Source organism: Micromonospora sp. SD12 (assembly GCF_052068495.1).
In the GTDB taxonomy this organism is placed as follows: domain Bacteria; phylum Actinomycetota; class Actinomycetes; order Mycobacteriales; family Micromonosporaceae; genus Micromonospora; species Micromonospora echinofusca.
Genome location: NZ_JBQHDF010000002.1, coordinates 163066 through 184312 on the forward strand (window position 1 = coordinate 163066; position 21247 = coordinate 184312).

19 protein-coding genes are annotated in these 21247 nt (G+C 73.8%); 4 read left to right on the forward strand and 15 right to left on the reverse strand.

The window, feature by feature from the left end; translation table 11 throughout:
• Positions 1–45 precede the first annotated feature (45 nt).
• The gene (locus ACTMS2_RS04540) at positions 46–2424 is read right to left on the reverse strand and encodes an acylase (RefSeq protein WP_441174253.1); all 2379 of its coding nucleotides are present in this window, start codon (positions 2422–2424) and stop codon (positions 46–48) included.
• A 173-nt stretch (positions 2425–2597) separates the two neighbouring features.
• Here ACTMS2_RS04540 and ACTMS2_RS04545 point away from each other — a divergent pair, with 173 nt between their 5' ends.
• Positions 2598–4118, forward strand: coding sequence for a gluconokinase (locus ACTMS2_RS04545; RefSeq protein WP_441174254.1), 1521 nt, complete (start codon positions 2598–2600; stop codon positions 4116–4118).
• A gap of 10 nt (positions 4119–4128) precedes the next feature.
• On the opposite strand, the gene ACTMS2_RS04550 is transcribed toward ACTMS2_RS04545, so the two are convergent.
• From ACTMS2_RS04550 to ACTMS2_RS04580, 7 genes are all read right to left on the reverse strand, one after another.
• Positions 4129–4413 (reverse strand): putative quinol monooxygenase, encoded by a 285-nt coding sequence (locus tag ACTMS2_RS04550; RefSeq protein WP_089001854.1) that lies wholly within the window; start codon positions 4411–4413, stop codon positions 4129–4131.
• A 26-nt stretch (positions 4414–4439) separates the two neighbouring features.
• Positions 4440–5198, reverse strand: a complete 759-nt coding sequence (locus tag ACTMS2_RS04555) for a MerR family transcriptional regulator (protein ID WP_441174255.1) — start codon at positions 5196–5198, stop codon at positions 4440–4442.
• 174 nt (positions 5199–5372) lie between these two features.
• The gene (locus tag ACTMS2_RS04560) at positions 5373–7580 is read right to left on the reverse strand and encodes a trypsin-like serine protease (RefSeq protein WP_441174256.1); all 2208 of its coding nucleotides are present in this window, start codon (positions 7578–7580) and stop codon (positions 5373–5375) included.
• Positions 7581–7737: 157 nt separating this feature from the next.
• The gene (locus ACTMS2_RS04565) at positions 7738–9267 is read right to left on the reverse strand and encodes a hypothetical protein (protein ID WP_441174257.1); all 1530 of its coding nucleotides are present in this window, start codon (positions 9265–9267) and stop codon (positions 7738–7740) included.
• Positions 9268–9331: 64 nt separating this feature from the next.
• A complete protein-coding gene (locus tag ACTMS2_RS04570; protein WP_441174258.1) occupies positions 9332–10441 on the reverse strand; it encodes a hypothetical protein in 1110 nt (369 codons plus the stop codon).
• 92 nt (positions 10442–10533) lie between these two features.
• Positions 10534–10953 carry a hypothetical protein gene (locus ACTMS2_RS04575; RefSeq protein WP_441174259.1) on the reverse strand — a complete coding sequence of 140 codons (420 nt, stop codon included), beginning with the start codon at positions 10951–10953 and terminating at the stop codon, positions 10534–10536.
• A gap of 300 nt (positions 10954–11253) precedes the next feature.
• Complete coding sequence (locus ACTMS2_RS04580; RefSeq protein WP_089001858.1) at positions 11254–11487, reverse strand: zinc-ribbon domain-containing protein; 234 nt, start codon at positions 11485–11487, stop codon at positions 11254–11256.
• Positions 11488–11594: 107 nt separating this feature from the next.
• On the opposite strand from ACTMS2_RS04580, the gene ACTMS2_RS04585 reads away from it, so the two are divergent.
• Positions 11595–11960, forward strand: coding sequence for a type II toxin-antitoxin system RelE/ParE family toxin (locus tag ACTMS2_RS04585; RefSeq protein ID WP_441174260.1), 366 nt, complete (start codon positions 11595–11597; stop codon positions 11958–11960).
• Complete coding sequence (locus tag ACTMS2_RS04590; RefSeq protein WP_441174261.1) at positions 11957–12253, forward strand: helix-turn-helix domain-containing protein; 297 nt, start codon at positions 11957–11959, stop codon at positions 12251–12253. Before ACTMS2_RS04585 ends, ACTMS2_RS04590 begins: the two co-directional genes overlap by 4 nt.
• Positions 12254–12326: 73 nt before the next feature.
• Here ACTMS2_RS04590 and ACTMS2_RS04595 read toward each other — a convergent pair whose 3' ends face one another.
• The 4 genes from ACTMS2_RS04595 to ACTMS2_RS04610 all read right to left on the reverse strand — a co-directional run bounded on the left by ACTMS2_RS04595 (position 12327) and on the right by ACTMS2_RS04610 (position 16584).
• The gene (locus ACTMS2_RS04595) at positions 12327–13205 is read right to left on the reverse strand and encodes an SRPBCC family protein (RefSeq protein ID WP_441174262.1); all 879 of its coding nucleotides are present in this window, start codon (positions 13203–13205) and stop codon (positions 12327–12329) included.
• On the reverse strand, positions 13198–13755 hold the full coding sequence (locus ACTMS2_RS04600; protein ID WP_441174263.1) for a helix-turn-helix domain-containing protein: 558 nt from the start codon (positions 13753–13755) through the stop codon (positions 13198–13200). The genes ACTMS2_RS04595 and ACTMS2_RS04600 overlap by 8 nt, the downstream gene beginning before the upstream one ends.
• Positions 13756–13843: 88 nt before the next feature.
• Complete coding sequence (locus tag ACTMS2_RS04605) at positions 13844–15187, reverse strand: class I SAM-dependent methyltransferase (RefSeq protein ID WP_441174264.1); 1344 nt, start codon at positions 15185–15187, stop codon at positions 13844–13846.
• Entirely contained in the window at positions 15184–16584 is a 1401-nt protein-coding gene (locus ACTMS2_RS04610; RefSeq protein WP_441174265.1) for an FAD-binding oxidoreductase, read from the reverse strand. Before ACTMS2_RS04610 ends, ACTMS2_RS04605 begins: the two co-directional genes overlap by 4 nt.
• A 109-nt stretch (positions 16585–16693) precedes the next feature.
• Between ACTMS2_RS04610 and ACTMS2_RS04615 the strand changes: the two genes are divergently transcribed.
• Positions 16694–16978, forward strand: a complete 285-nt coding sequence (locus ACTMS2_RS04615) for a DUF427 domain-containing protein (RefSeq protein ID WP_363624043.1) — start codon at positions 16694–16696, stop codon at positions 16976–16978.
• A 6-nt stretch (positions 16979–16984) separates the two neighbouring features.
• Here the strand turns inward: ACTMS2_RS04615 and ACTMS2_RS04620 are convergent, their stop codons facing one another.
• The 3 genes from ACTMS2_RS04620 to ACTMS2_RS04630 form a co-directional block, all read right to left on the reverse strand.
• Positions 16985–17449 (reverse strand): hypothetical protein, encoded by a 465-nt coding sequence (locus ACTMS2_RS04620; RefSeq protein WP_363898450.1) that lies wholly within the window; start codon positions 17447–17449, stop codon positions 16985–16987.
• A gap of 293 nt (positions 17450–17742) precedes the next feature.
• A complete protein-coding gene (locus ACTMS2_RS04625) occupies positions 17743–19698 on the reverse strand; it encodes a VWA domain-containing protein (RefSeq protein ID WP_441174266.1) in 1956 nt (651 codons plus the stop codon).
• A 2-nt stretch (positions 19699–19700) separates the two neighbouring features.
• Positions 19701–21164: a magnesium chelatase gene (locus ACTMS2_RS04630; RefSeq protein ID WP_441174267.1), complete on the reverse strand. Its 1464-nt coding sequence runs from the start codon at positions 21162–21164 to the stop codon at positions 19701–19703.
• Positions 21165–21247 lie beyond the last annotated feature (83 nt).

Genomic DNA, 21247 nt, shown 5'->3' on the forward strand with positions numbered 1-21247 from the left:
CGCCCGCCCGGTCGCGGTGACCGGGCGGGCGCGACGGACGGCGGGTCAGTGGCGGCGGCCCTCCCCCACCCGGTAGGTGCGCAGGTTCGGGTCGGCCTTGATCTGCGCCTCCGTGTACTTGATGGTGTCCCAGCCCTTGCCGGAGTAGAGCCGGGTCTGGTCGGCGTACCAGGGAGAATTCGGGTTGCTCGACTGGGAGTAGGTGAGGATCTGCCGGCCCGAGGGGCCGTCGCGGCCCAGCTCGACGGCCATCACGAAGGACGAGCCGTGGACCACCTTCGGGTAGCCGACGCCGGGCGCCAGCGGACTGATGATCAAGTTGAAGACGCCGGCCTCGGCGCGTCCACCGTGGATCGGGATGCGCCGGTCGCCGCGCGGCTCGGTCTGGATGTCGCCGAGGCGCGCGTCGAGCGGGATGCCGGCGAGCTTGCGGACCGCGTCGGCGAGGGCGGTGAGCACGCGCGGGTCGGCGGTGTTCAGCCGGCTCGGCGTACGCACCGGGTCGGCGGCGTCGAACGCGTCGGCGAACCGGATGCCGCCGGCCAGGGCGAACTCGGTGAACAGGTGCGCGCCCCGACTGTCCAGGTCGACCCGCAGGTCCCAGCCCTTCAGCGCCGCGCACGCCCCGCGCAGGTCGACGGTCGTCCCGTCCGAGGCGGTCGCCGTCGGGTGCGCGGCGCACAGCGCCACCAGGTCGTCGCGCAGCAGCTCGCCGCCGTACGCGCGGTTGCCGAAGACCGTCTGCCAGAGCCGGGACGTGGTGTAGCCCCGCCCGGGCAGCCCGTCGGTGCCGGCGAGCCGCTCCCGTACCTGCTCCACGCCGAGGCGCGTACGCAGGCTGCGCTCGGTGCGCTCGTTGCCGATGATGCGCGGGTAGCCCTCCAGCGGCGCCTCGGGGTTGGCCAGCCAGTGGCTGTCGTTGGAGTTCGTCACGTAGTCGGCGCGGAAGCGGACCGGCAGGTTGGCCGGGCCGAGGATGCCGGGCACCACCGCGTCGCGGTCGCGGCCCAGCGCGCAGGCCGACCGGGAGCCGTCGAGGACGGCCTGGCCGCTGGAGGCGTAGAGCGGCTGGAACGGCGCGGGGATGCAGGCGGCGGCCAGCTCGTCGGTGACCCGGGGCACCACCGAGTGGTCGGCGTAGAGCGCCTCGCCGCGGGCGTCGGCGGCGATCACGTTCACCCAGGGCAGGAACTGGTGCCGGTCGAGGACCCGCTTCAGCTCGCGTACGGTCTTCGCCCGGCCCATCTCCAGCCAGCCGTCGAAGGCGCGGTTGTTGGTGGCGTTGACGTCGGTGATCGCGTACGCGGCGGTGGCGGTCCAGTCGAAGGTGCCGGGGACGACGACCACCGGCCCGAAGTGGGTGTCGTGGAAGGTGCGGCTGACCGGCACGGTGCCGCCGCCCGGGGCGGGCACCTGGACGGTGACCGTGCGGGTGGTCATCTTCCGGGCCCGGCCGTCCACGTAGTACGAGGTGGGGTCGCCGGGGACCAGGGCGAGGCGGTGCCAGACGAAGCGGCGGGCGGTGGAGACGGTGTGGCTCCAGGCGAGCGTGCGGTTGTGCCCGATCTCGATGACCGGGTCGCCGATCAGCGCCGCGCCCTCCACGTCGTAGCGGCCGGGGACCTTCAGGTGCATCCGGTAGAAGCGCTCCGCGCCCTCCCACGGGAAGTGCGGGTTGGCCAGCACCATGCCGCCGCCGTGGGTGGTGGCCCGCGCGCCCAGCCCGTACGCGTTGCTGCCGACTCCGGCGGGCGCGCCGTCGCGGGCGGCGACGACCGCCGCGGCGCCCGGCGCGTCGAGGACGGCGGCCGGGCCGGTGGCCGTGGGCGGGGCGGCGGCGACGATACCGTCGAGCACCGCCCGGGAGCTGGCCCGCACCATGCTGGCCCAGCTCGTCCGCCACATGTCCAGCTCGGTCAGCGGGCGCACCCACGGCTTGCCCCGGCAGGCCGGGTCGGTGAGGTTGGCCGCGCCGGTGCGGCGCAGGTAGCTGTTGTAGCCGGCGACGAAGCCGCGGATCTGGTCGCGGACCTCGTTCGACGGGGAGTGCACGCCGTCGCGGGGCCCCTGCAACAGCCGCTCTGCGGTGCGGTCGTCGATCGCCTTGCGGTGGAACAGGTCGCTGCGCACGTTGGCGTCCGTGGGGCTCGCGGCGCCGAAGTAGCGGGACCGCTCGGCGTTGACCGTGACGACCTTCTCCGCGATGACGCAGATGTTGTCCTCGGCCTGAACGTGGCCGACGCCGAAGCCGAGGCTGGCGAAGGTGCGGGCGGTGATGTGCGGAACGCCGTACGACGCCCGGCGGATCTCCGCCGAGTAGCCGCCGTCCTGGTGCCGCGCGGCGGCGGGCGGGACGCCGGCGACCGCCGTGGTGGCGACCGTGGCGAGGGCGGTGACCAGCGCGCAGAGCGGCTTCGGCCTCATCGTGACTTCCTCCCCGTCGGGTGGACGTGTGAAGCGTTCACACTGACGGGCATTCTCGCCGGGCGCGGGCGTGCCGAGGAAGACCCGGTCGGGAAACAGGTTGTTCCCCCTACGGGCCGCCCGGACGCTGGGTAACGTCGGCGGCACCCAGGGCCGACGAGGGGGTGGGGCCGGTGGGTTACCCGCTCCGCCCGGTGGTGATCGGCGTCGACATCGGCACCACCAGCACCAAGGCGATCGCGTACGACGTGGACGGTGTGCGCCTCGCCCACCACTCGGCGGGCTACCCGCTCGACGAGCCGCACCCCGGCTACGCAGAGCAGGACGCGCGGCACATCCACGCGGCGGTGCTGGAGGCGATAGGCACTGTCGTGGCGGAGCTGGACCGCCCGGTCGCCGGGCTGAGCTTCGGCACGGCCATGCACAGCCTGATGGGCCTGGACCCGGACGGCCGCCCGCTCACCCCGTCGGTCACCTGGGCGGACTCGCGGGCCAGCCGACAGGCCGAGCGGCTGCGCGCCGCCCCGTCCGGGCTGGCGCTGCACCGCCGCACCGGCACCCCGGTGCACCCGATGGCGCCGTTGCCCAAGCTGCTCTGGTTCGCCGAGCAGGAGCCGGTGCTGTTCGGCCGGGTGGCGTACTGGGTGGGCGTCAAGGACTGGGTGCTGCTGCGGCTGTGCGACACGCTGGTGACCGACCACTCGGTCGCCTCCGCCACCGGGCTGATGGACCTGCGCCAGCTCTCCTGGGACTCCGAGGCGCTCGGCATCGCCGAGATCACCGCCGAGCAGTTGCCGCAGCTCGTGCCCACCACCACCGTGCTGCCCGGCCTCACCGCCGAGGCCGCCGCGGCCACCGGGCTGCCCCGCGACACGAGGGTGGTCGTCGGCGCCGGGGACGGCCCGCTGGCCAACCTCGGGCTCGGCGCGGTCGCCCCGGGCGTGATGGCCTGCTCGATCGGCACCAGCGGCGCGATGCGGGTGATGGTGGAGCACCCCGGCGTCGACCCACTCGGCGGGGTGTTCTGCTACGCGCTGACCGAGGACCGCTGGGTGGTCGGCGGGGCCATCAACAACGGCGGCATCGTGCTGGACTGGGTCGGCGAGGCGCTCGCCCCCGAGCTGGGCGAGGACGCCGAGGAGTTGCTGGCGCTGGCCGCCCGGGCACCGGTGGGCTCCGGCGGCCTGATCATGCTGCCGTACCTGCTCAGCGAGCGCGCCCCGCACTGGAGCGCGCTGCCGCGCGGCGCGTACGTGGGGCTGACCAACGGCCACCGCCGCGCGCACCTGGTGCGGGCCGCGCTGGAGGGCGTCTGCCAGCAGCTGGCGCTGGTGCTGGCCTCGGTACGCGCCGCCGGCAACGAGGTCCGCGAGATCCGGGCCGGCGGCGGCTTCTCGCGCAGTCCGCTGTGGCGGCAGATGCTCGCCGACGTGCTCGGCGTGCCGGTGCGCTTCCCCGCCGGGCACGAGGGCTCCGGTTTCGGCGCGGCCCTGCTCGGCATGCAGGCGCTGGGGCTCATCCCGTCCGTCGACGTCGCCGCCGACCTGGTGCGCATCGAGCAGACGGCGTACCCCGACCCGGCCGCCGCCGCCACCTACGCCGCCCTGCTGCCGCTGTTCAACGAGCTGTACGACGCGCTGGTCCCCACCTTCACCTCGCTGCGCCGCCTCGCCCCTGGCCTGCCGCCGCAGTGACCCGGCCCGGTCAGGGCGCCTCGACCCCGGAGATCAGGTAGCGGTGCACCTCCGCGCCGCGGATCGCCACGGTCTGCTCCTCGGCGGGGCCGGATCCCCGGAAGTCGAGCAGTTGCTCCTCGGACTCCCAGCGCTCGTAGACGTTGATCCGGCCAGGCTCGACCAGGTCCGCGCCGATCGCGAAGTCGACGCAGCCCGGCGCCGACCGTGCCTGCCGGACGACCTCCACGCAGTCGGCGAGGTAGGCGTCCCGCTGGTCCGGGTCGACGTAGAGACTGCCGGCGACGATGAGCACTGCTGACCTCCGGGGACGGCCGCGCCTCAGGCGCGGGTGATCGCGTTGGCGTGGATGGCCTCACCCAGGTACGCGGCCATCCCCGGCCTGATCGTCTCGAAGTACGCGGTGAACCGCTCGTCCGACACGTACATGTCGGCCAGACAGGTGTGCAGCTCGAACGGGCAGTCGTAGAACCAGCGGCTGATGAGCTGCCGGTGCTCCTCGGCCAGGTCCATCGCCGCCGGCCCGTCCGCGGGTGCCCCGGAGGACATCACCTCGACGAACCGCCGCGCCCAGTCCTCGTTCTCGGCCTTGTTCCGCAGCCAGTCGTCCTTCGTGTAGCGGGAGACCCGCTCGTTCGACTGGCGGTACGCGTCGGTGTCGCCCCAGCGCTGCTCGACCTCCTCGGTGTGCGCGTCCGGGTCGAAGTCGCCGAAGACCTCGAACCGCTCCTGCGGGGTGAGTGGAATGTTCAACTTGCTCGCCTCCATCGCGAACTCGATCGCCGCGACCATCTCCTGGAGCTTCCTGATCCGTACGGACAGCAGCTCGTGCTGGCGGCGCAGGTGCGCCGCCGGGTCGCTCGCCGGGTCGTCGAGGATCGCGGCGATCTCCTCCAGCGGGAACCCCAGCTCCCGGTAGTAGCGGATGTGCTGCAACCGCTCCAGGTCGGCGTCGTCGTAGCGCCGGTAGCCCGTGCCGCTGCGTCCGCTTGGCGAGAGCAGTCCGATCTCGTCGTAGTGGTGCAGCGTCCGCACGGTCACGCCGGCCGCCTTCGCCACCTGTCCCACCGTGTAGGCCATGGTTTCCCTCCCTTCCGCCAACGAGGCTCCCGCCTGCCGTTACGTGAGGGTCAAGCCCGATTCTGCGACCCGCGTCACGCGGGCGGCGGGCGTTCGGCCCATGCCGCCCGAACGCGTGTGGGCCGCCCGGTCTCCGGGCGGCCCACACGGTTGGTGCGTCAGATCGTCAGCGTCTCACCAACGCCGGGTGCTGTCCGGCCACGAGTCGTACGGCACGGCCGACAGGATCGGGTCCCATCCGCTGCTGGTGGTGCCCGTCGGCACGTAGGCGGTCACGTCGGTGCCGCTGCCGTTGAACGGGCTGTTGTCCAGGTGACCGGTGACCACGCCGTCGGCCGCGCGCCGGTAGTAGTGGCCGCCGCCCGGGGAGAAGAGCGAGGTCATGTTGCCCCAGCCGGTCGTCACCAGATCGTCGCGGTGCCACACGTTGCTGGCGTCGATGTCGTACGCCACCAGGATGGTGCCGGCCGTGGCGACCAGCCGGTTCTTGCCGGTGGCGGCCAGCGTGGGGAGGCTGAACCCGGAGGCCTGGGTGCCGTCGCCGTTGTAGACCGTCCAGCCAGGGAAGTCGCCCGGCCCCGGCTTGGCCTTGGTCACCTTGTAGCGACGCAGGAAGCCGCTGGCCGTGCCGAACAGGCCGCCGTTGCCGTCGTAGACCAGCCGGTCGTGGCTCCACCCGCTGGTGGCGATCGGCGCGGACACGGTGAAGGCCAGCGGCTCGTGGCTGGTGACGTCCACCCGGTAGAGGTGCGAGTTGGTGCCGGTCATCACGATGGTGTCCGAGTTGAGAGCGGCCATCGCCCTCGGGGTGAAGCCGAGGGTCTGCGCCGAGACGGTGCTGACCTTCTTCGCCCCGGTCACCGGGTCGAGCGCGGTGTACGACAGGCGCCCGTCGGGGCTGGTGCCGAAGACCGAGACGAGCCCGGTCCAGGGCCGAGCGGAGAGCAGCGTCTGGTTCCAGCCGGACGTGCTGACCGGGTCGGTGGGGAAGCTCTGGATGTCGGTGCCGCTGCCGTCGACGGGGTTGGCGTCGCGGTAGCGGTCCAGCCGGCCGGTGGAGCTGCGGGCGTAGTAGAGGCCGCCGCCGGGCGAGACGAGGTGCGTCGGGCCCGCCCAGCCCGTGGTGGCCAGCGCGTTGACCGCCCAGCCGCCCGGCCCGTCGCCGTAGACGCGGTAGGAGAGCAGCCGCCCGTCGGAGACCGTGCCGAGGATCCGCCCGGGGGCCGGCGAGGTGATGGTCTTCTGAGCGAAGCCGGAGGAGACCGCCACCGTCCGGGTGAGGTCCGCGCCGGTCGGCTTGGCGCTGGTGATGGTGCGCCGGTAGAGCTGGTTGGTGCTCCCGTTGATGTAGTAGAGGGAGCCGTAGCCGTCGTAGACCATCCGGTCGTACGGCGACCAGCCGCTGGCGATGCTCGTCTTGGTGAAGGTCAGCGGGTCGTACCCGGTGACGTCCACCCGGTACACGGTGCCGCCGGTGTCGTTGATCAGGATCGTGTTCTCGTTCAGCGTCGCCATCGCCTTGGGCGTGAAGCCGAGGGTGGCCGTCGACTGCCGGTTGGCCCGCAGGTCGCCGGTGGCGGAGTCGATGACGCCGTAGGTGAGCTGCCCGCTGGCGAGGACGCCGAAGATCTGCACGTCGGCGAGCTGCTCGCGGACCCAGGGTCCGAGGTCGTCGACGCGGGTGGCGGTCGCGCCGTCGCGGGTCTCGGTCGAGCCCAGGCAGCCCTTCTGCCAGGACGTGGCGGCGATGGCGACCAGCTCGACGGTGCCCGCGACGTCGCGGAACGCCGGGCCGCCTGCGTCGCCCTTGCAGAGAGTGGCGCCGGCCGACGCCCCGACCAGCCCGACGGACCCGCCGGTCACGTCCTGGACGGTGAAGGAGCCCTGGTGCAGCCGGTCCGGCACCCACTCGGTGGCGGTACGGCCGTAGCCGGTGACCCGCAGAGTCTCGGCGGCGGTCGGCGCGGCGGTGGCGAGCGCGACCGTGGGCACGCCCGTGGCCGGGGCGGAGAGCCGTGCCAGGGCGAGGTTGCGGTCGGGGTGGGGCACGATATGGGTGACGCGGCGCTGAGCGCCGGACGCGGTCGTGAGGTCGGTGCGGCCGACGAGCGCGGTGGTCGTCCGGGTGGGCGCGCCGGCGACGGCCGGGGTGGTCCCGTCGGCGAAGCAGGACTTCGCCGTCACCATCCAGTTGGGGTCGATGAGCGCGCCCGAGCAGGCGTGGACGTCACCGAAGGTGATCTTGGCGTTGAAGAGGTAACTGCCGTCCGGAACCGGATCGGCGGCGGCGATCGCCGAGGCGGAGCCGCCGCCCAGCAGACCGGCCGCGAGGGTTGCGCCCAGCAGGGCGGCGCCCCACCGGCGTGCGCGACGAGATGACAATGCGTTCCCCCGTGTCTCTAGGTGTCATCCGGGCCGGATCAACCGGCCGGACAGAGCGCATGCTATCGAGCCCGATGCATGACCGGGGGACCTCACTCGCAAAGCCTCCACCGAGGACAAATGACACCCAACCAGCCTGTGTCCGATCCGCGTCCCCTCAGGACCACTCTTCCGTCGGATCGTCGTCCGGAACCGGCCCGGCCGAGCCGACGCCACCTGCCGGGGCGGCGGCCGGCGGGCCGCCGTGCGTCCACGGTGTCTCCTCCGGCGCCGGGAACGTCCCCGCCGGCATGAACGCGTCCGACAGGGTCGTGTAGCAGAGCCGCTCCCCCACCTCGGGCACGCTGCCCGGCGGCGCGGTCAGCCCCCGCCCCATCCCGCCGGAGAGCTCCAGCACCACCTCGGTCTTGCCGTCCGGCGCCGGGGTCACGAAGACCACCCGGGCCTTCTGCGCCGGCCGGGCCGGCGAGTACAGCGCCGCGCCGGTCGGCATCGGCACCGGCTCGGTGGTGACCAGCTGGATCCGGGGGCGCAGCACCGGCCGCTTGCCGGTGTCGTCCACGCGCTTCGGGTCCGCCAGGGTCACCTCGCCGACGAACGCCTCCCCGGTCAGCCGGTGCTCCGCCATCACCAGCGGGTCGTCGTAGGCGCGCTGCACCGCGTACGAGGTCAGGGCCCGTTCGAGCCGGTGCAGCCGCTGGGCGGCGGTGACCGCCCCGTCCCGGCGGGGCTGCGGCGCGCCGCCGGCGTCGACGTGCTCGGCGTAGCCGGTGAAGGCGTCCTTGTCGCCGTCCCACCGGCCGGGCACCCGGGCGCCGGGCGGCAGGGCACGCAGCAACCCCACGCCGCGCCACATCAGCTCCCAGGTGGGCGCGAGCTGCTCGTGCAGCAGGCGCCGCAGCTCCGCGTACGCCCCGGCGCGCGCGACCGGGTCGTCCTCGGCGGCGGTGTACGCGGCGATGGCGGGGGCGAGGAGCGTGTTGTCGAAGTCGGGGTCGGTGGCCGGGCCGGCGGGCGGGCAGGTCGCCGGGTCCTCGGCCCGGGCCGCCGCCTCGGCGCCGGTGAGCCCGGCGGGCGGGTCGATCCAGCCGAGCAGCGCCGGCAGGTGCAGGTCCTCCACCACGCTCTGCCCGGTGGCCCAATGCAGGCTCAGCGCGTCGGTCATCGCCAGCAGTGCCGACGAGCCCGGGTGCTCGGCCCGCTCGGCGAAGAAGGTGAGCCAGCGCCCGAGCACCGGCACCGACGGGTGCACCGGATACTCCCCGTCGGGGCGGCGGAACCGGGTGGAGCGGCCGAGCAGCCGCAGGAAGGTGATCCCGGCGGGGTTGGGCACCAGCAGCTGCGGGGCGTCGACGTGGCGGTACCGCACGTCCCGGCCCCGGTCGACCGGCACCGCCTCGGAGACGCCCCGGAACCCGTCCAGGTGGGGCAGCACGATCGCGGCCAGCTCGGCGGCGAACGCGAACCGCTGGTCGCGGTTGCGGGGCTGCGGCACGATCAGCAGCCGCGCCGCGTCCGGCGCGTCGCCCACCAGCGCCGCCAGCGGCGCGTTCGCCTCGCCGGCCATCGCCAGCGGCACCAGCACCAGCGGCCGCTCGGACAGGTGCAGGTGCCGGACGGTGGCGACCGGCTGGGCCACGCCGGCGGCCAGCGCCTGGGCCCGGGCGAACGCGCGCAGCGTACTCACGCGTGCCCACCCCGTCCGGCGGGCGCGGCGCTCGGCGTGGTCGGTCGGGGCGCGTGGGGCGTACTCATGCGGGGGTCCCGGTGAGGGCGTCGGCGCGCAGCCGGGCGGCGGCCCGCAGCAGCGCGGCGGCCTCCTCCTGCCCGGGCTCCGGGGTGCGCTCGCCGGCGGCCAGCGCCAGCACCTCGTCGACCTCGGCGATGCCGCCGAGCGCCTCGCGGACCGGCCGGCCCAGCGCCCCGGTGTGCCCGCGCGCCTCGTCGCGGCAGAAGTACGCCAGCTCGCAGGCCGCCAGGCAGTCGGGCGCGTAGCGGGCCGTCACCCCCGACAGCGCGGCGAGCAGCGCCGCGGGCTCGGCCGTCACGTCGGCGGTGAAGTCCCCGGGCACGGCGGCCAGCAGCGCGTCCAGCCGGGCCATCCGGTCGAGCTGGCGACGCAGCACCAGCAGTTGCTTGCGCACGTCGACCAGGCTGGCCACCGGCTGGTTGGCGAAGTCGCGCGGGCAGACCAGCACCGCGTCGTGCGACACCAGCTCCGGGTCGTGGCCGGCGGCGGCGAGCAGCTCGCGCAGGGCCAGCACGTAGACGGCGGCCTGGATGGCGGCGGCGGACACCTTGGCCGGGTCGGCCTGGCCGTCGACCACCGGGAACGACTTGATCTCGACGACGTGGAACCGGCCGGCGAGCCGGGCGGCGACCAGGTCCGGCTCCAGGTGCACCCGGCGGCCGGCGACGTCCAGGCCGAGCAGCGGGTGGTCGAACAGCGCGGCGGTGTCGTCGGGCCCGCCCGGGGTGGCGTCGGTCAGCAGCGCGGCGGAGCGTCGGTGCCGGGCGGCCGTGTCGACCTCGACGCCGTCGCCGAGGTCCGTCCAACTCGCCGCCGCCGGCACCGGTACGCCCAGCCGCTCGGCGACCAGCCGCAGCAGCTCGGCCCCGCCGTCGGCCTTGACCTGCGCCTCGAACGCGTTGCCCCGGGTGATGGCGAACCGGGACTGCCCGAAGCGGGCCGGGAACCCGATCCGCTCGGCCAGTCTGGGCTTGTCCACCCCGGCGCCGTCCAGTACGGCCCGCCGGGTGCAGCCCGGGTTGCCGGTCAGGGCGGCGATGGTGCGGGCGTTGTGCCGCCTCGGTGGCACGCCGCCGCGGATCGCGGCCAGTCGTTCCTCGGTGCTCGTCACGATCCGCCACGATAGGCGGTTCCCGCCGCCCGTGCCCGGCGCCGCCCCGGCCGGTGGCACCCGCCGCAGGGGCCGACCGGGACGGAATCGGCTCAGAGCATGGTGGTGAACGGCCCCAGGACACCGCAGCAGAGCAGCCCGAAGACGCCGAGCGTGAGCAGCGCGATGCTGTAGTTCGACCAGAGCCCGAACTTCGTCACGTCGGTGCCGTACCCGTCGTAGGCGCGGTTGCGCCAGCCACCGAAGCGGAACGACAGGTGGTACGCCACGCCGGGCTGGGCGACCAGTGCGGTGGTGATCAGCGGCAGGCCCAGGAAGTCGGTGTACCGGACGTCGTGCGGCCCGGCGGGGATCACCACGTGCCAGGTGCCCTCACCGGGGATCGGCACCGACTGGCCGTCGATCTTGAACTTGCTCGTGGTCGGTGCGGGCACGATGTAGGGGCCACGGTTCACCGAGACGACGAGCACCGCGTAGCCCGGCGGGGGCGCGATCGGGTGGGGGTACACCATGGGCGTCACGGGGCCGGGCATGTGCGGGTACGACGCAGGAGGGGGGTACGACACCGCCACATCCTGGCACGACCCGACCAGCCTGCCGAGAGCTGACGGATCACGGACCGGTCAGCGCCCGGCGGAGCGGTTCCAGGGCGAACGGGGCAGGGCGGTGCCGGCCAGCGGTCGGCGGTCGCGGCGACGGCGGCGACGTCCGGGAGTGCACGGCGGCCGGGAGACGGTGTGCACCGGGGCCGGCGCGGGCACGGCGGGCTGCCGGCCGATCAGCCAGCAGAGGAAACGGGCCATCGGTGGTGTTCAGCCGACGGGGAGGCGCTCGGCCTCGGCGCGGGAGATGTCGTACTGGACGCCGCAGAAGGTGCACTGCTGCACGTAGCGGGTGCGGATCGGGATGATCGGCACGAAGAACAGGCTGAACTTCGTCGACCGGCGCGTGATCACCTGCGCGGCGTGGTTGCGGCAGTTGCGGCAGACCTGCTGCACCACGCCGGACTGGCTGACCTTGGTACGAAGGCCGAAGATGAAGAACATCGCCCTTCACTACCCACCGGAGGCCCGACTATCACCTGTGAATTCTCCGCTTTCCGCGAAGGGAAGCATGCCCGCGACCAGGGTATAGCATTAACTATACTCGGCTCGTGGAGCAGGAGGAGTGGGACATCTTCGTGGTCGACGAGGTTCGCGAGTGGATAGACGACCTCGATCCCCCGACCCTTGCGCGGGTCGTCCACGCCATCGACGCCCTGGCCGAGGCAGGGCCGGGACTCGGCCGGCCGCTCGTCGACACCATAACGGGGTCGGCGATCGCGAACCTCAAGGAGCTGCGGCCAGGCTCGGTCCGTATCCTCTTCGTCTTCGACCCCTGGCGTTCCAGCATCCCGCTCGTCGCCGGCGACAAGGCGGGACAGTGGGACAGCTGGTACCGACAGGCCATTCCACTGGCCGAGCAACGCTATGAGATCCACCTGAAGGAACGGGCACAGCAGGAGGGGGGACGACGGTGAGCAGCCACGTGCGCTGGAAGGACGTCCGGGCGGAGTACGTGCGCCGCGCCGGGGGCAAGGAGGAACTCCTCGCCGAGGTCGTCGGGCATCGCCTGGCCGAGATCCGCCGCGCCAGAGGGTTCACCCAACAGCAGATCGCCGAACGGATGGGCGTCACCAAGGGCCGCGTCTCCCAGATCGAGCAAGGCAGGATCTCGGGCCAGGACGTGGTGGCCCGCTACGCGGCGGCCCTGGGCGGGCGACTGCACCAGGCCATCTACTTCGACGACGGCGACATCGCCGCCATCGCCTGACGGCGCCGAAGGTGCCCGGCCCGCGCCACAGGCCAGGCACCTTCGGTCGCACGGCGCGCCCCGGGGGCGTACGTCAGCTCGTCGCCTTCGCGGACTCGGGTTCCAGGCCCGGCACCTCCGCCGGGAGCCAGATGGGCTGCCAGTCCTTCATCTCGTGGAAGCGGCGCAGCTCGAACAGCCCCGAGACCGACCCGGCCCAGGCCCCGTACGGCGGGTTCTGCTCGTCGAAGCCGGACTGCACGAAGGTCAGCTTCGTCTTGCCCTGCGACTCGGCCAGCTCCCAGGTGCTGACACCCGTCGGCCCCCAGTCCACCGACAGCTTCCGGTCGGGCTCCAGGTCGACGACCTTGGCCGCGTAGCCGGACTCGAAGCCGCCCATGGCGTAGCGCCCGCCGACCCACGGCTCGATGCCGATCGGGTAGCCGAACCAGGCGCTGGCCTGCTCGGAGTCGGTCAGCGACTCGAACACCTTCGCCACCGGCGCGTCGATCAGCAGCTCGCCGCGCATCTCGGCGGAGGTGAAGTCGACCTTCGGCAGCAGCGGCTGACCCTCCAGGTGGGCGGCCAGGTTGGCGATCGACAGGCTCCAGAACGTCTGGAGCACGCCGCGGATGGTGCTGCCGCTCATCGCCTCGGCGAAGTCGAAGTGGCTCTGGGTCAGGGTCAGCACGGTGGTGTCGGGGCCCTCCGGGCGCAGGGCGAACTCGGTGGTGGTCTCGACCCCGTCGAGCAGCCAGGCGAAGCGCAGCGTGTCGTCGTCGACGTGCAGCAGCCGCTGGTGCGGCGCGTCGCCCTCCGGGGTGTGCCGGCCCCAGAACTCGTACCGTCGCGGCAGCTCGACCTCGGCGTGCTCGGCGAGCCAGACGCGCAGCTCGGCCGGGTCGGTCAGGGCGCGGCGGACGGCCTCGGCGGGCGCGGCGAGCCGGACGGGCAGCCTCATCGGTTCAGTCACGGTCTTTCCCCTTCGGATAGCAGGCCACGGCGAGTTTGAAGGCGTCGCCCTCGGCGCCCCCGTAGCGCGTGAACAGGTCCCGCAGAGTGCTCTGCAGGTCGTGCAGGAACTGCTGGCGCAGCTCCGCCGGCACCCGGATCTCGCCGGCGACCCCGATCGAGGGGAGCTCGGGGGCGGCGCGGTCCAGCCCGGCGATGTCCTCCTGGACCTCCTCCATCAGGTCCAGCAGGTGGCCGAGGCTCAGCTCGTCGCGGGCGCGGCGCAGGCCGATCCGGCCGACCAGCCGGGGCGACAGCCAGTAGGACCGGGCGGCGGCCTGGTAGATGCCCTCGGTGATGCCCCGGACCTTGCGCTCGTCGACGAGCTCGACGAGCCCGGCGGCGACGAGCTGCTTGACGTGGTAGTAGACGCGCTGCGGCGTCTGCTCCAGCCGGGTGGCGACCTCGGTGCAGGTGCGCGGTTCGGCCAGGTGCCGCAGCACCTCGACGCGGTGCGGCTTGAGCAGGACCTCGGCCTGCTCGATCTGTTCCAGGTACAGGACGTCTCTCATAGCAAAATCAGTTTGTACGTACAAAATCTGTTTGTCAATTGGTTCGACGACAGCCGCGCCGACGGGCGGCGCGGCTGTCGGACGCGGATCAGGGCAGCCAGTCGGGGCGCAGCGGATAGCCGCTCGCCCCCTCCGGGCCGTTGCGGGTGGCCAGCACCTGGTGCAGCTGGATGCCGTTGCGCTCGAAGGCCAGCCGGGAGCCGGCCATGTAGAGACCCCAGACCCGGGCCGTGCCCGCCCCCACCTCGGAGACGCAGAAGTCCCAGTGCGCCACGAGGTTGCGGCACCAGGCGGCCAGGGTCAGCGCGTAGTGCAGCCGCAGGTTCTCCTCGTGCTGCACCTCCAGCCCGACGTCGTGGATCTCGCCGACCAGGCGCCCCGGGCCGGCCAACTCCCCGTCCGGGAAGACGTAGCGGTCGATGAACGCGCCCGAGCGGTGCGGCGCGCGGTTGTCGGCCCGGGTGATGCAGTGGTTGAGCAGGCGGCCGTCGGGCCGCAGCCGGTCCCGCAGGGCACCGAAGTAGGTTGGGTAGTTGCGTACCCCGATGTGCTCGGTCAGGCCGATCGAGGAGACCGCGTCGAACTGCTCGCGCGGCGCGTCCCGGTAGTCGAGGTGGCGCACCTCGGCCAGGCCGGTCAGCCCCTCCCGCTCGATCGCCGCCCGCGCCCACTCGGCCTGCGCCCGGGACAGGGTCACCCCGAGCGCCTTCACCCCGTACTCGCGGGCCGCGTGCCGGACCATGCCGCCCCAACCGCAGCCCACGTCGAGCAGCCGCATCCCCGCCCTGAGCGCCAGCTTCTGGGCCACCAGGTCGTACTTGGCCGCCTGCGCCTGCTCCAGCGTGTCGTCGGGCGAGCGGAAGACCGCGCAGGTGTACGTCATCGACGGGCCGAGCACCTTCTCGTAGAAGGCGTTCGAGACGTCGTAGTGGTGGGAGATCGCGGTGCTGTCCCGCAACCGGGAGTGCCGCAGCCCGTTCATCAGGCGCTTCCAGCGCGGCTGCGCCTCCTGCGGCGGAGGCGGCGGCGGCATCAGCCGCTCCCAGCCCAGCCCGCGCACCAGGGCCAGCCCCTCGGCCAGCGACGGCGTACGCAGCCGCAGCTCGTCCTTGAGCACCCGCAACGCCTCGTACGGGTCGCCCGGGTGCACCCCCTGCAACGCCAGGTCGCCGCCGACGTACGCCCGGGCCATGCCCAGGTCGCCCGGCGCGGTGAGCAGGTACGTCAGGCCCCGTTCGGAACGGATCGACAGGGTGATCCCGGCGTCGGCCGGGCCCACCGCGCTGCCGTCGTACCCGGTGACCCGCACCGGGAGGGCCCCGGTGGTCAACGCGCGGACGACGTCCGCCACGGTCGGACCCGGGCGCCGGCTCCCCGCCGGCGGGCTGGCGGGAGCGCTCGCCGCCCCCTGGTCTCGATCGGTCAGGCTCATGCTCGTGCTACCGCCTTCTCGTACAGTCCGGTGAGCCGGTGGTCCGGGTCGTAGCGGTCCCTCACCGCGCGCCACGTCGCGCCGCCGTAGAGCCGGTCGAAGGAATCCCGGTCGTAGTACGCGTCGGAGTAGAGCGACTTGTGGCCGCCCAGCTCCGACACCATGCGCTCGATCGCCCGGTTGACGTCGCCGTCGGCGGCGCCCTCCTTGATCGGCACGCTGCCCCAGAAGCCGATGTTCACGTAGTTCTGACCGGCCCGGAGCGGATACAGCGGCCAGGCCCGACCCGATCCGGGACCGGCCGGTTCGCGCAGCCGCAGCGGGCACAGCCAGACCGGGGTCATCCCGACCGTGCCGGCGAACCAGCGCAGGAACTCCGCCGTCCGCTCCAGCGGGATCTCCACGTCCTGCACCACCCGCTCGCGCGCCGGCTGACCGCGCAGGCGGTCGATCCGGGCGGCCACGCCGTGCCGGTGCTCCAGCCGGACCAGCCGGTGGTAGACGTCGCTGCGTCGCCACCGCGCCGGCCAGACCCGCCGGAGGACCGGGTGCTGCACTCCGAACGCCGCCGAACACCAGAACCAGTCGGTGTCCCAGCGCCAGAGATAGTCGTACGTGGTCAGTGCGTCGCGGGTGCGCCGGCGCAGCGACCGGTAGTAGATGTCCTGTCCCGTGTAGTCGCTCGCCGCCGGCACGTCGTCGGTGAAGGTGCCGAGCACGAGGTACGCCTCGCCGGGGCTGAACATCACCCCGTCCATCACGTCCACCGCCTCCCCGCCCCAGGACCGGGTCGCGGTGACCTCGGCGAGCGCGTCGGCCAGAGCCTCCAGCCGGGTGAAGCGGACGTTGCGCAGGGCCACGAAGCGGCGTACCGGCTGAAGCTCGATGCGCAGCCGGGTGGCGTAGCCGAGGCTGCCCAGCGAGTTGGGGAACGCCGCGAAGAGGTCGGCGTGCTCCCCCTCCGGACGGGCGGTGACGAGCGCACCCGCCCCGGTCAGCACGTCCATCTCGACCACCGACTCGTGCGGCAGGCCGTTGCGGAACGAGGTCGACTCGATGCCGAGCCCGGTCACCGCCCCGCCGAGGGTGATGGTGCGCAACTGCGGCACCACCAGCGGCATCAGCCCGTGCGGCAGGGTCGCGTCGACCAGGTCCTCATAGGTGCACATGCCCTGCACGTCGGCCGTGCGGGCGACCGGGTCGACGGCGAGCACGCCGGTGAGCCCGGTGACGTCCAGACCCGGCGCGCGCGGGGCGGACCGGGGGCGGAACAGGTTGGAGGTGCGCTTGGCGAGGCGCACCGGTTCGCCCGCGGGCACGGCCGCGTACGACCGTCGCAGCCGGGCCACCGCGCCCTCGTGGTCGACCGGATGATGATCCACACGGACCGCACACATGCGATCACTGTACGCGCCGCGGCGCCCATCGCGGGGGACGTGACCAGGCGCGTCCGCGACATGACCGGACGACTGGCCGCAGCCGGCCGACCGGCATAGCGTGGGAGCCATGCCGAGAGCCGTCTGGAACGACCTGGTCGTGGCCGAGAGCGACGACACCGTGCTGGTCGAGGGGAACCACTACTTCCCGCGTGCCGCCCTGCGCGACGACCTCGTCCGCGAGTCCGACACGCACACGGTGTGCCCGTGGAAGGGCACGGCGTCCTACTACACCCTCGAACACGAGGGCCGGACCAGCGCCGACGCGGTCTGGTACTACCCCGAGCCGAAGCCGGAGGCGGAGCAGGTCCGCGACCGAGTCGCCTTCTGGAAGGACGTCCGGGTCGTCGACTGACGAGGCTCAGCCGGCGCGCAGCATGCGCAACTGGGCCAGGTGCTTCGGCAGGTGCACCCGGGTGTGCAGGTCCAACGTGCGGGCCCAGGGCAGCGGCTCGTCCACGACCAGGTCGAAGCCCTCGCGCAGGTGGGTCTCCACCGGGGTCTGGGCCGCCGGGCCGAGCCGATCGGTCAGGGCGCAAAGCTTCTGGCTCGTGGCCCGCAGCAGGGTGGCCAGCCCGTCGAGCCCACCGCACTCGGCGACCAGCGCGTCCACCTGGGGACGGTGGATGGTCTCCAGGTCGTAGTACGCGAACGGCGAACCGGCGAGGACCGCCTCGGTCGCCTCGGTCATCAACTCGTCGTTGGCGGCGAGGTGCGCGACGATCTGCTCGGCGCTCAACTGCCCGGCCGGCGGCACCCCGAACCCGCCCGCCTCGACCTCCGCGAGCACCTCCGCGTACGCCCCCCGCAACGCCCCGCTGTCCATGTCCCCAGTCAATCCCGGCCCGCGCTGTCCGGCCCGGCGTTCCCGCGGACGGTTCACCCGGAAGGGACCGGCCGGGAGAGACCGGCCGGGAGAGACCGGCCGGGAGAGACCGGCCGGGAGGGACCGGCTGGAACGCGTGCCGGGACGCCGCAGGCCGAAGGGCTGATCGAGCGCTGTCGAGCTGCCCCGTCAACAGGACCAGGGGCAGCGGCCGGCAGCTCGACAGCGTTCGAGGTGGTACCACCCTGGGCCGCGCCGCAGCCGCAGCCGCTCGGTTCCGTCGAATCCGCCGGTCAGCGCCGTCGGGGCTGGCGGGTGCGCAGGTAGTCGGAGACCACGTACTCGCCGAGGTCCTCCAGGTCCGGCGTGAACATGCGGCCCTTCGAGCGGCGGGCCACCGCGTCGACGAAGCGGCGCAGGCCGGGGTCGTCGCCGAGCATGAACAGGTTGAGCGTGGCGCCGTAGCGGGTGAGCCGGTCCACCTCGCGTACGGTCGCCTCGATCGTCTCCGGCAGCGGCGGCCAGTGGAACAGCGCCTCCCCGTCGTCCGGGTCCAGGTGGGCGGTCGGCTCCCCGTCGGTGACCACCAGCACCACCGGCTCGGCGTCCGGGTGCCGCCGCAGGTGCCGGGCGGCCAGCCGCAGCGCGTGCTGGAGGTTCGTCCCCTGCCGCAGGTCGGGCTCGACGGCAGCCAGCTCCTGCTGGGTCAGCGGCAGCGCCTCCAGGCCGAATCCGACGATCTGCAACGCGTCCTGCGGAAACCGGGTCGCCATCAGGTGCGCCAGCGCCAGCGCGGTCTGCTTCATCGGGCCCCACCGGCCCTGCGAGATCATCGAGTAGGACAGGTCGACGCAGAGCACCACCGCCGCCGAGGCCCGCCGCTCGGTCTCGACCACCTCGAAGTCCTCGACGGCCAGCTGCACCGGCACGCCGGAGCCGGCGCGGCGGACCGCCCGGGTCAGCGTCCGCACCACGTCGAGGGGCTGCTCGTCGCCGTACCCCCACGGCCGGGAGCCGCCGCTGACCTCGCCGGCGGCGCCCGCCGCGCGCAGGTCGTGCTGGCCGCGCGGCCCGGCCGTCAGGTCGGCGAAGACGCGCCGCAGCGCCGTGCCGCCGAGCCGGCGCAGCGCCTTCGGGCTCAGGGTCAGCCCGTCGGCGTCCCGGCTCACCCAGCCCTGCCGGCGCAGCTCCCGCTCCAGCTCCCGCAGCCGGCGTACGTCGTCGGCGGCGTCCCGGCCCAGCGTCCGGGCCACCGCGTCGACGTCGACGTCGTCCAGGGTGGCGCCCGGATGCTCCTGGTCGAGCTGGTCCAGCAGCTCGTCCAGCTCGGCGATCTCGCCGAGCGCGCCGGCGGCCTCGCCGTAGCCGAGCGGCCGCTCGCCCCGCACCCGCTCGCCCGGGCCCCGGTGCAGGTCGGGGCGGAGCGCGCGCAGGTTGGCGTCCAGCGCGGACAGCTCCCCGGCGAGCCGGTCGCCGAGCGACTGCCGCATCAGGCCGGCCAGTTCCTCGCGCTGGCGCTCCGACAGCGAGCGCATCAGCCGCTCGCCGGCGGCCGACCGCCGGGCCAGTACGTCGACCAGCTCGTCGACGTCGGCCGGCTGCTCCGGGAAGAACTCGCCGTGCCGGCGCATGAACTCGGCGAAGGCGTCGGTGGTGTCCTCCGACCGGGCGTGCCGGGCGAGCAGGTCGTTGAGGTCGCGCATCATCTCGGCCAGCCGCTGCTGGGCGGCCGGGTCCGCCGAGGCGCGCACCGCGTCGCGCAGCCCGGCGAAGCGCTGGCCGAGCACGTCGTCGCGCAGCCCGTCGAGGATCCGCTGGTACGTCTCGCGGGCCTCGTCGCTGGCCCACCGGTATCCGGTCAGCTCCTCCACGGCCCGGGCCGTCGAGCGGGGCAGGTTGTCCAGCACCGCCTCGGCGAACCGCGCGTCGTCGTCGCCGCGCCCGCGCAGCTCGTCCCGCTCGGCGGCGAGCGCCTGGTCGAGCAGGGCCCGGGCCCGGGTGACGGCCCCGTCCAGGTCGCCCCGGCGCAGCGCCTCCCGACGCAGCCGCCTGGCCCGGGCGGCGAGGTCGTCGAGCCCGCCGCGCCCCTGGGGCCCGTGCCGCAGCAGGCCGCGCAGCGCCTCCCGCAGGCTGCCGCCGGCCAGCACCTCGGCGCCGACGGCGTCCACCGCCCCCCGCACGTCGTACGGGGGCGCGAGCGGGTCGGGGCCGCCCCGCCACTGCCCGTACCGGAACCGGTTGCCGGCCATGCTCAGGCCCGGCCGCCGTAGCGGGTCCGGCCGGAGTCGGTGACGTCCTTGCCGAGCCGCCGGGTCAGGTGCAGCCCTTCCAGGACGAACTCCACGCCGGCCGCCGCCTGCTCGGGGCTGGGCGCGTCGCCCAGCCCCAGCCGGTCCAGGGCCTTGGCGAGCCCGGGTACGGTGCCCACCTGGCGCAGCAGCTCGGCGGAGCCGACCAGCTCCCCGGTCTCGATCACCGCGTCCCCGTCGACGAGGGCGGTGAAGCCGGAGAGGTCCAGCCCGGCCAGCCGGGCCCGGAACGTCTCGGCGGTCGCGGTACGCAGCAGGTGGCCGAGGATCTCCACCTCCCGGCCCTCCTCGCCGCTCTCGAACTCGACCTTGCCGCGCAGGGTCGACGTCACCGGCACCGCGTCGCCGACCCGGGCGACCGGTGCCTCGGGGCGTACCCCCTCGGGGGTGTCGGCGACGGCCAGCAGGCCGGCGCGACGCAGCGCGGCGGCGGCGACCGTCTCGGCGGCGGCGATGGCGAAGCGGGCGGAGACCCCGGAGCGAGGGTCCACCGACGGCGACTCGCGCACCGCGCGGGCGAACCGCGCGAGGACCTCCAGCACGTGCTCCGGCACCTCGGCGACCAGGTCGGCCTCCTGCCGGATCAGGGCCAGCTCCAGGTCGAGGTCGACCGGGTAGTGGGTGCGGACCTCGGCGCCGAAGCGGTCCTTCAGCGGGGTGATGATCCGGCCCCGGTTGGTGTAGTCCTCCGGGTTGGCGCTGGCCACCAGGAACAGGTCCAGCGGCAGCCGCAGCTGGTAGCCGCGGACCTGGATGTCCCGCTCCTCCAGCACGTTGAGCAGCGCCACCTGGATCCGCTCGGCCAGGTCGGGCAGCTCGTTGACGGCGAAGATGCCCCGGTTGGTGCGCGGGACGAGCCCGAAGTGGATGGTCTCCGGGTCGCCGAGGGTGCGCCCCTGGGCGATCCGGATCGGGTCGACGTCGCCGATCAGGTCGCCGACGCTGGTGTCCGGGGTGGCGAGCTTCTCGCCGTAGCGCATCGAGCGGTGCAGCCAGGCCACCGGCAGGGCGTCGCCGGCCTCGGCGACCAGCGCCCGCGAGGCCGGGGTGAGCGGGTGCATCGGGTGCTCGTTGAGCACCGAGCCGGCGATCACGGGGGTCCACTCGTCGAGCAGGCCCACCAGCGAGCGGATGAGCCGGGTCTTGCCCTGGCCCCGCTCGCCGAGCAGCACCATGTCGTGCCCGGCGAGCAGGGCCCGCTCGACCTCGGGCAGCACCGTGTCGTCGTATCCGACGATGCCGGGGAAGCGGTCGGCGCCGGAACGCATCCGGGCCAGGAGGTTGTCGCGGAGTTCCCGCTTGACCGTGCGGTACGCGTGGCCGGCCGCCCGCAGCTCGCCGAGCGTGCCGGGCAGGTCGGCCGGTGGGGCCGGGGTAACCGGGGAAGGCGCAGTCACCCGACCCACGCTAGCTCACGAGGCGACGCGGCGACCTCGTCGAAAGCTCACTCCCTATCCCGGACGGCGGCGGGCGGGCGCCGCCGACCGGC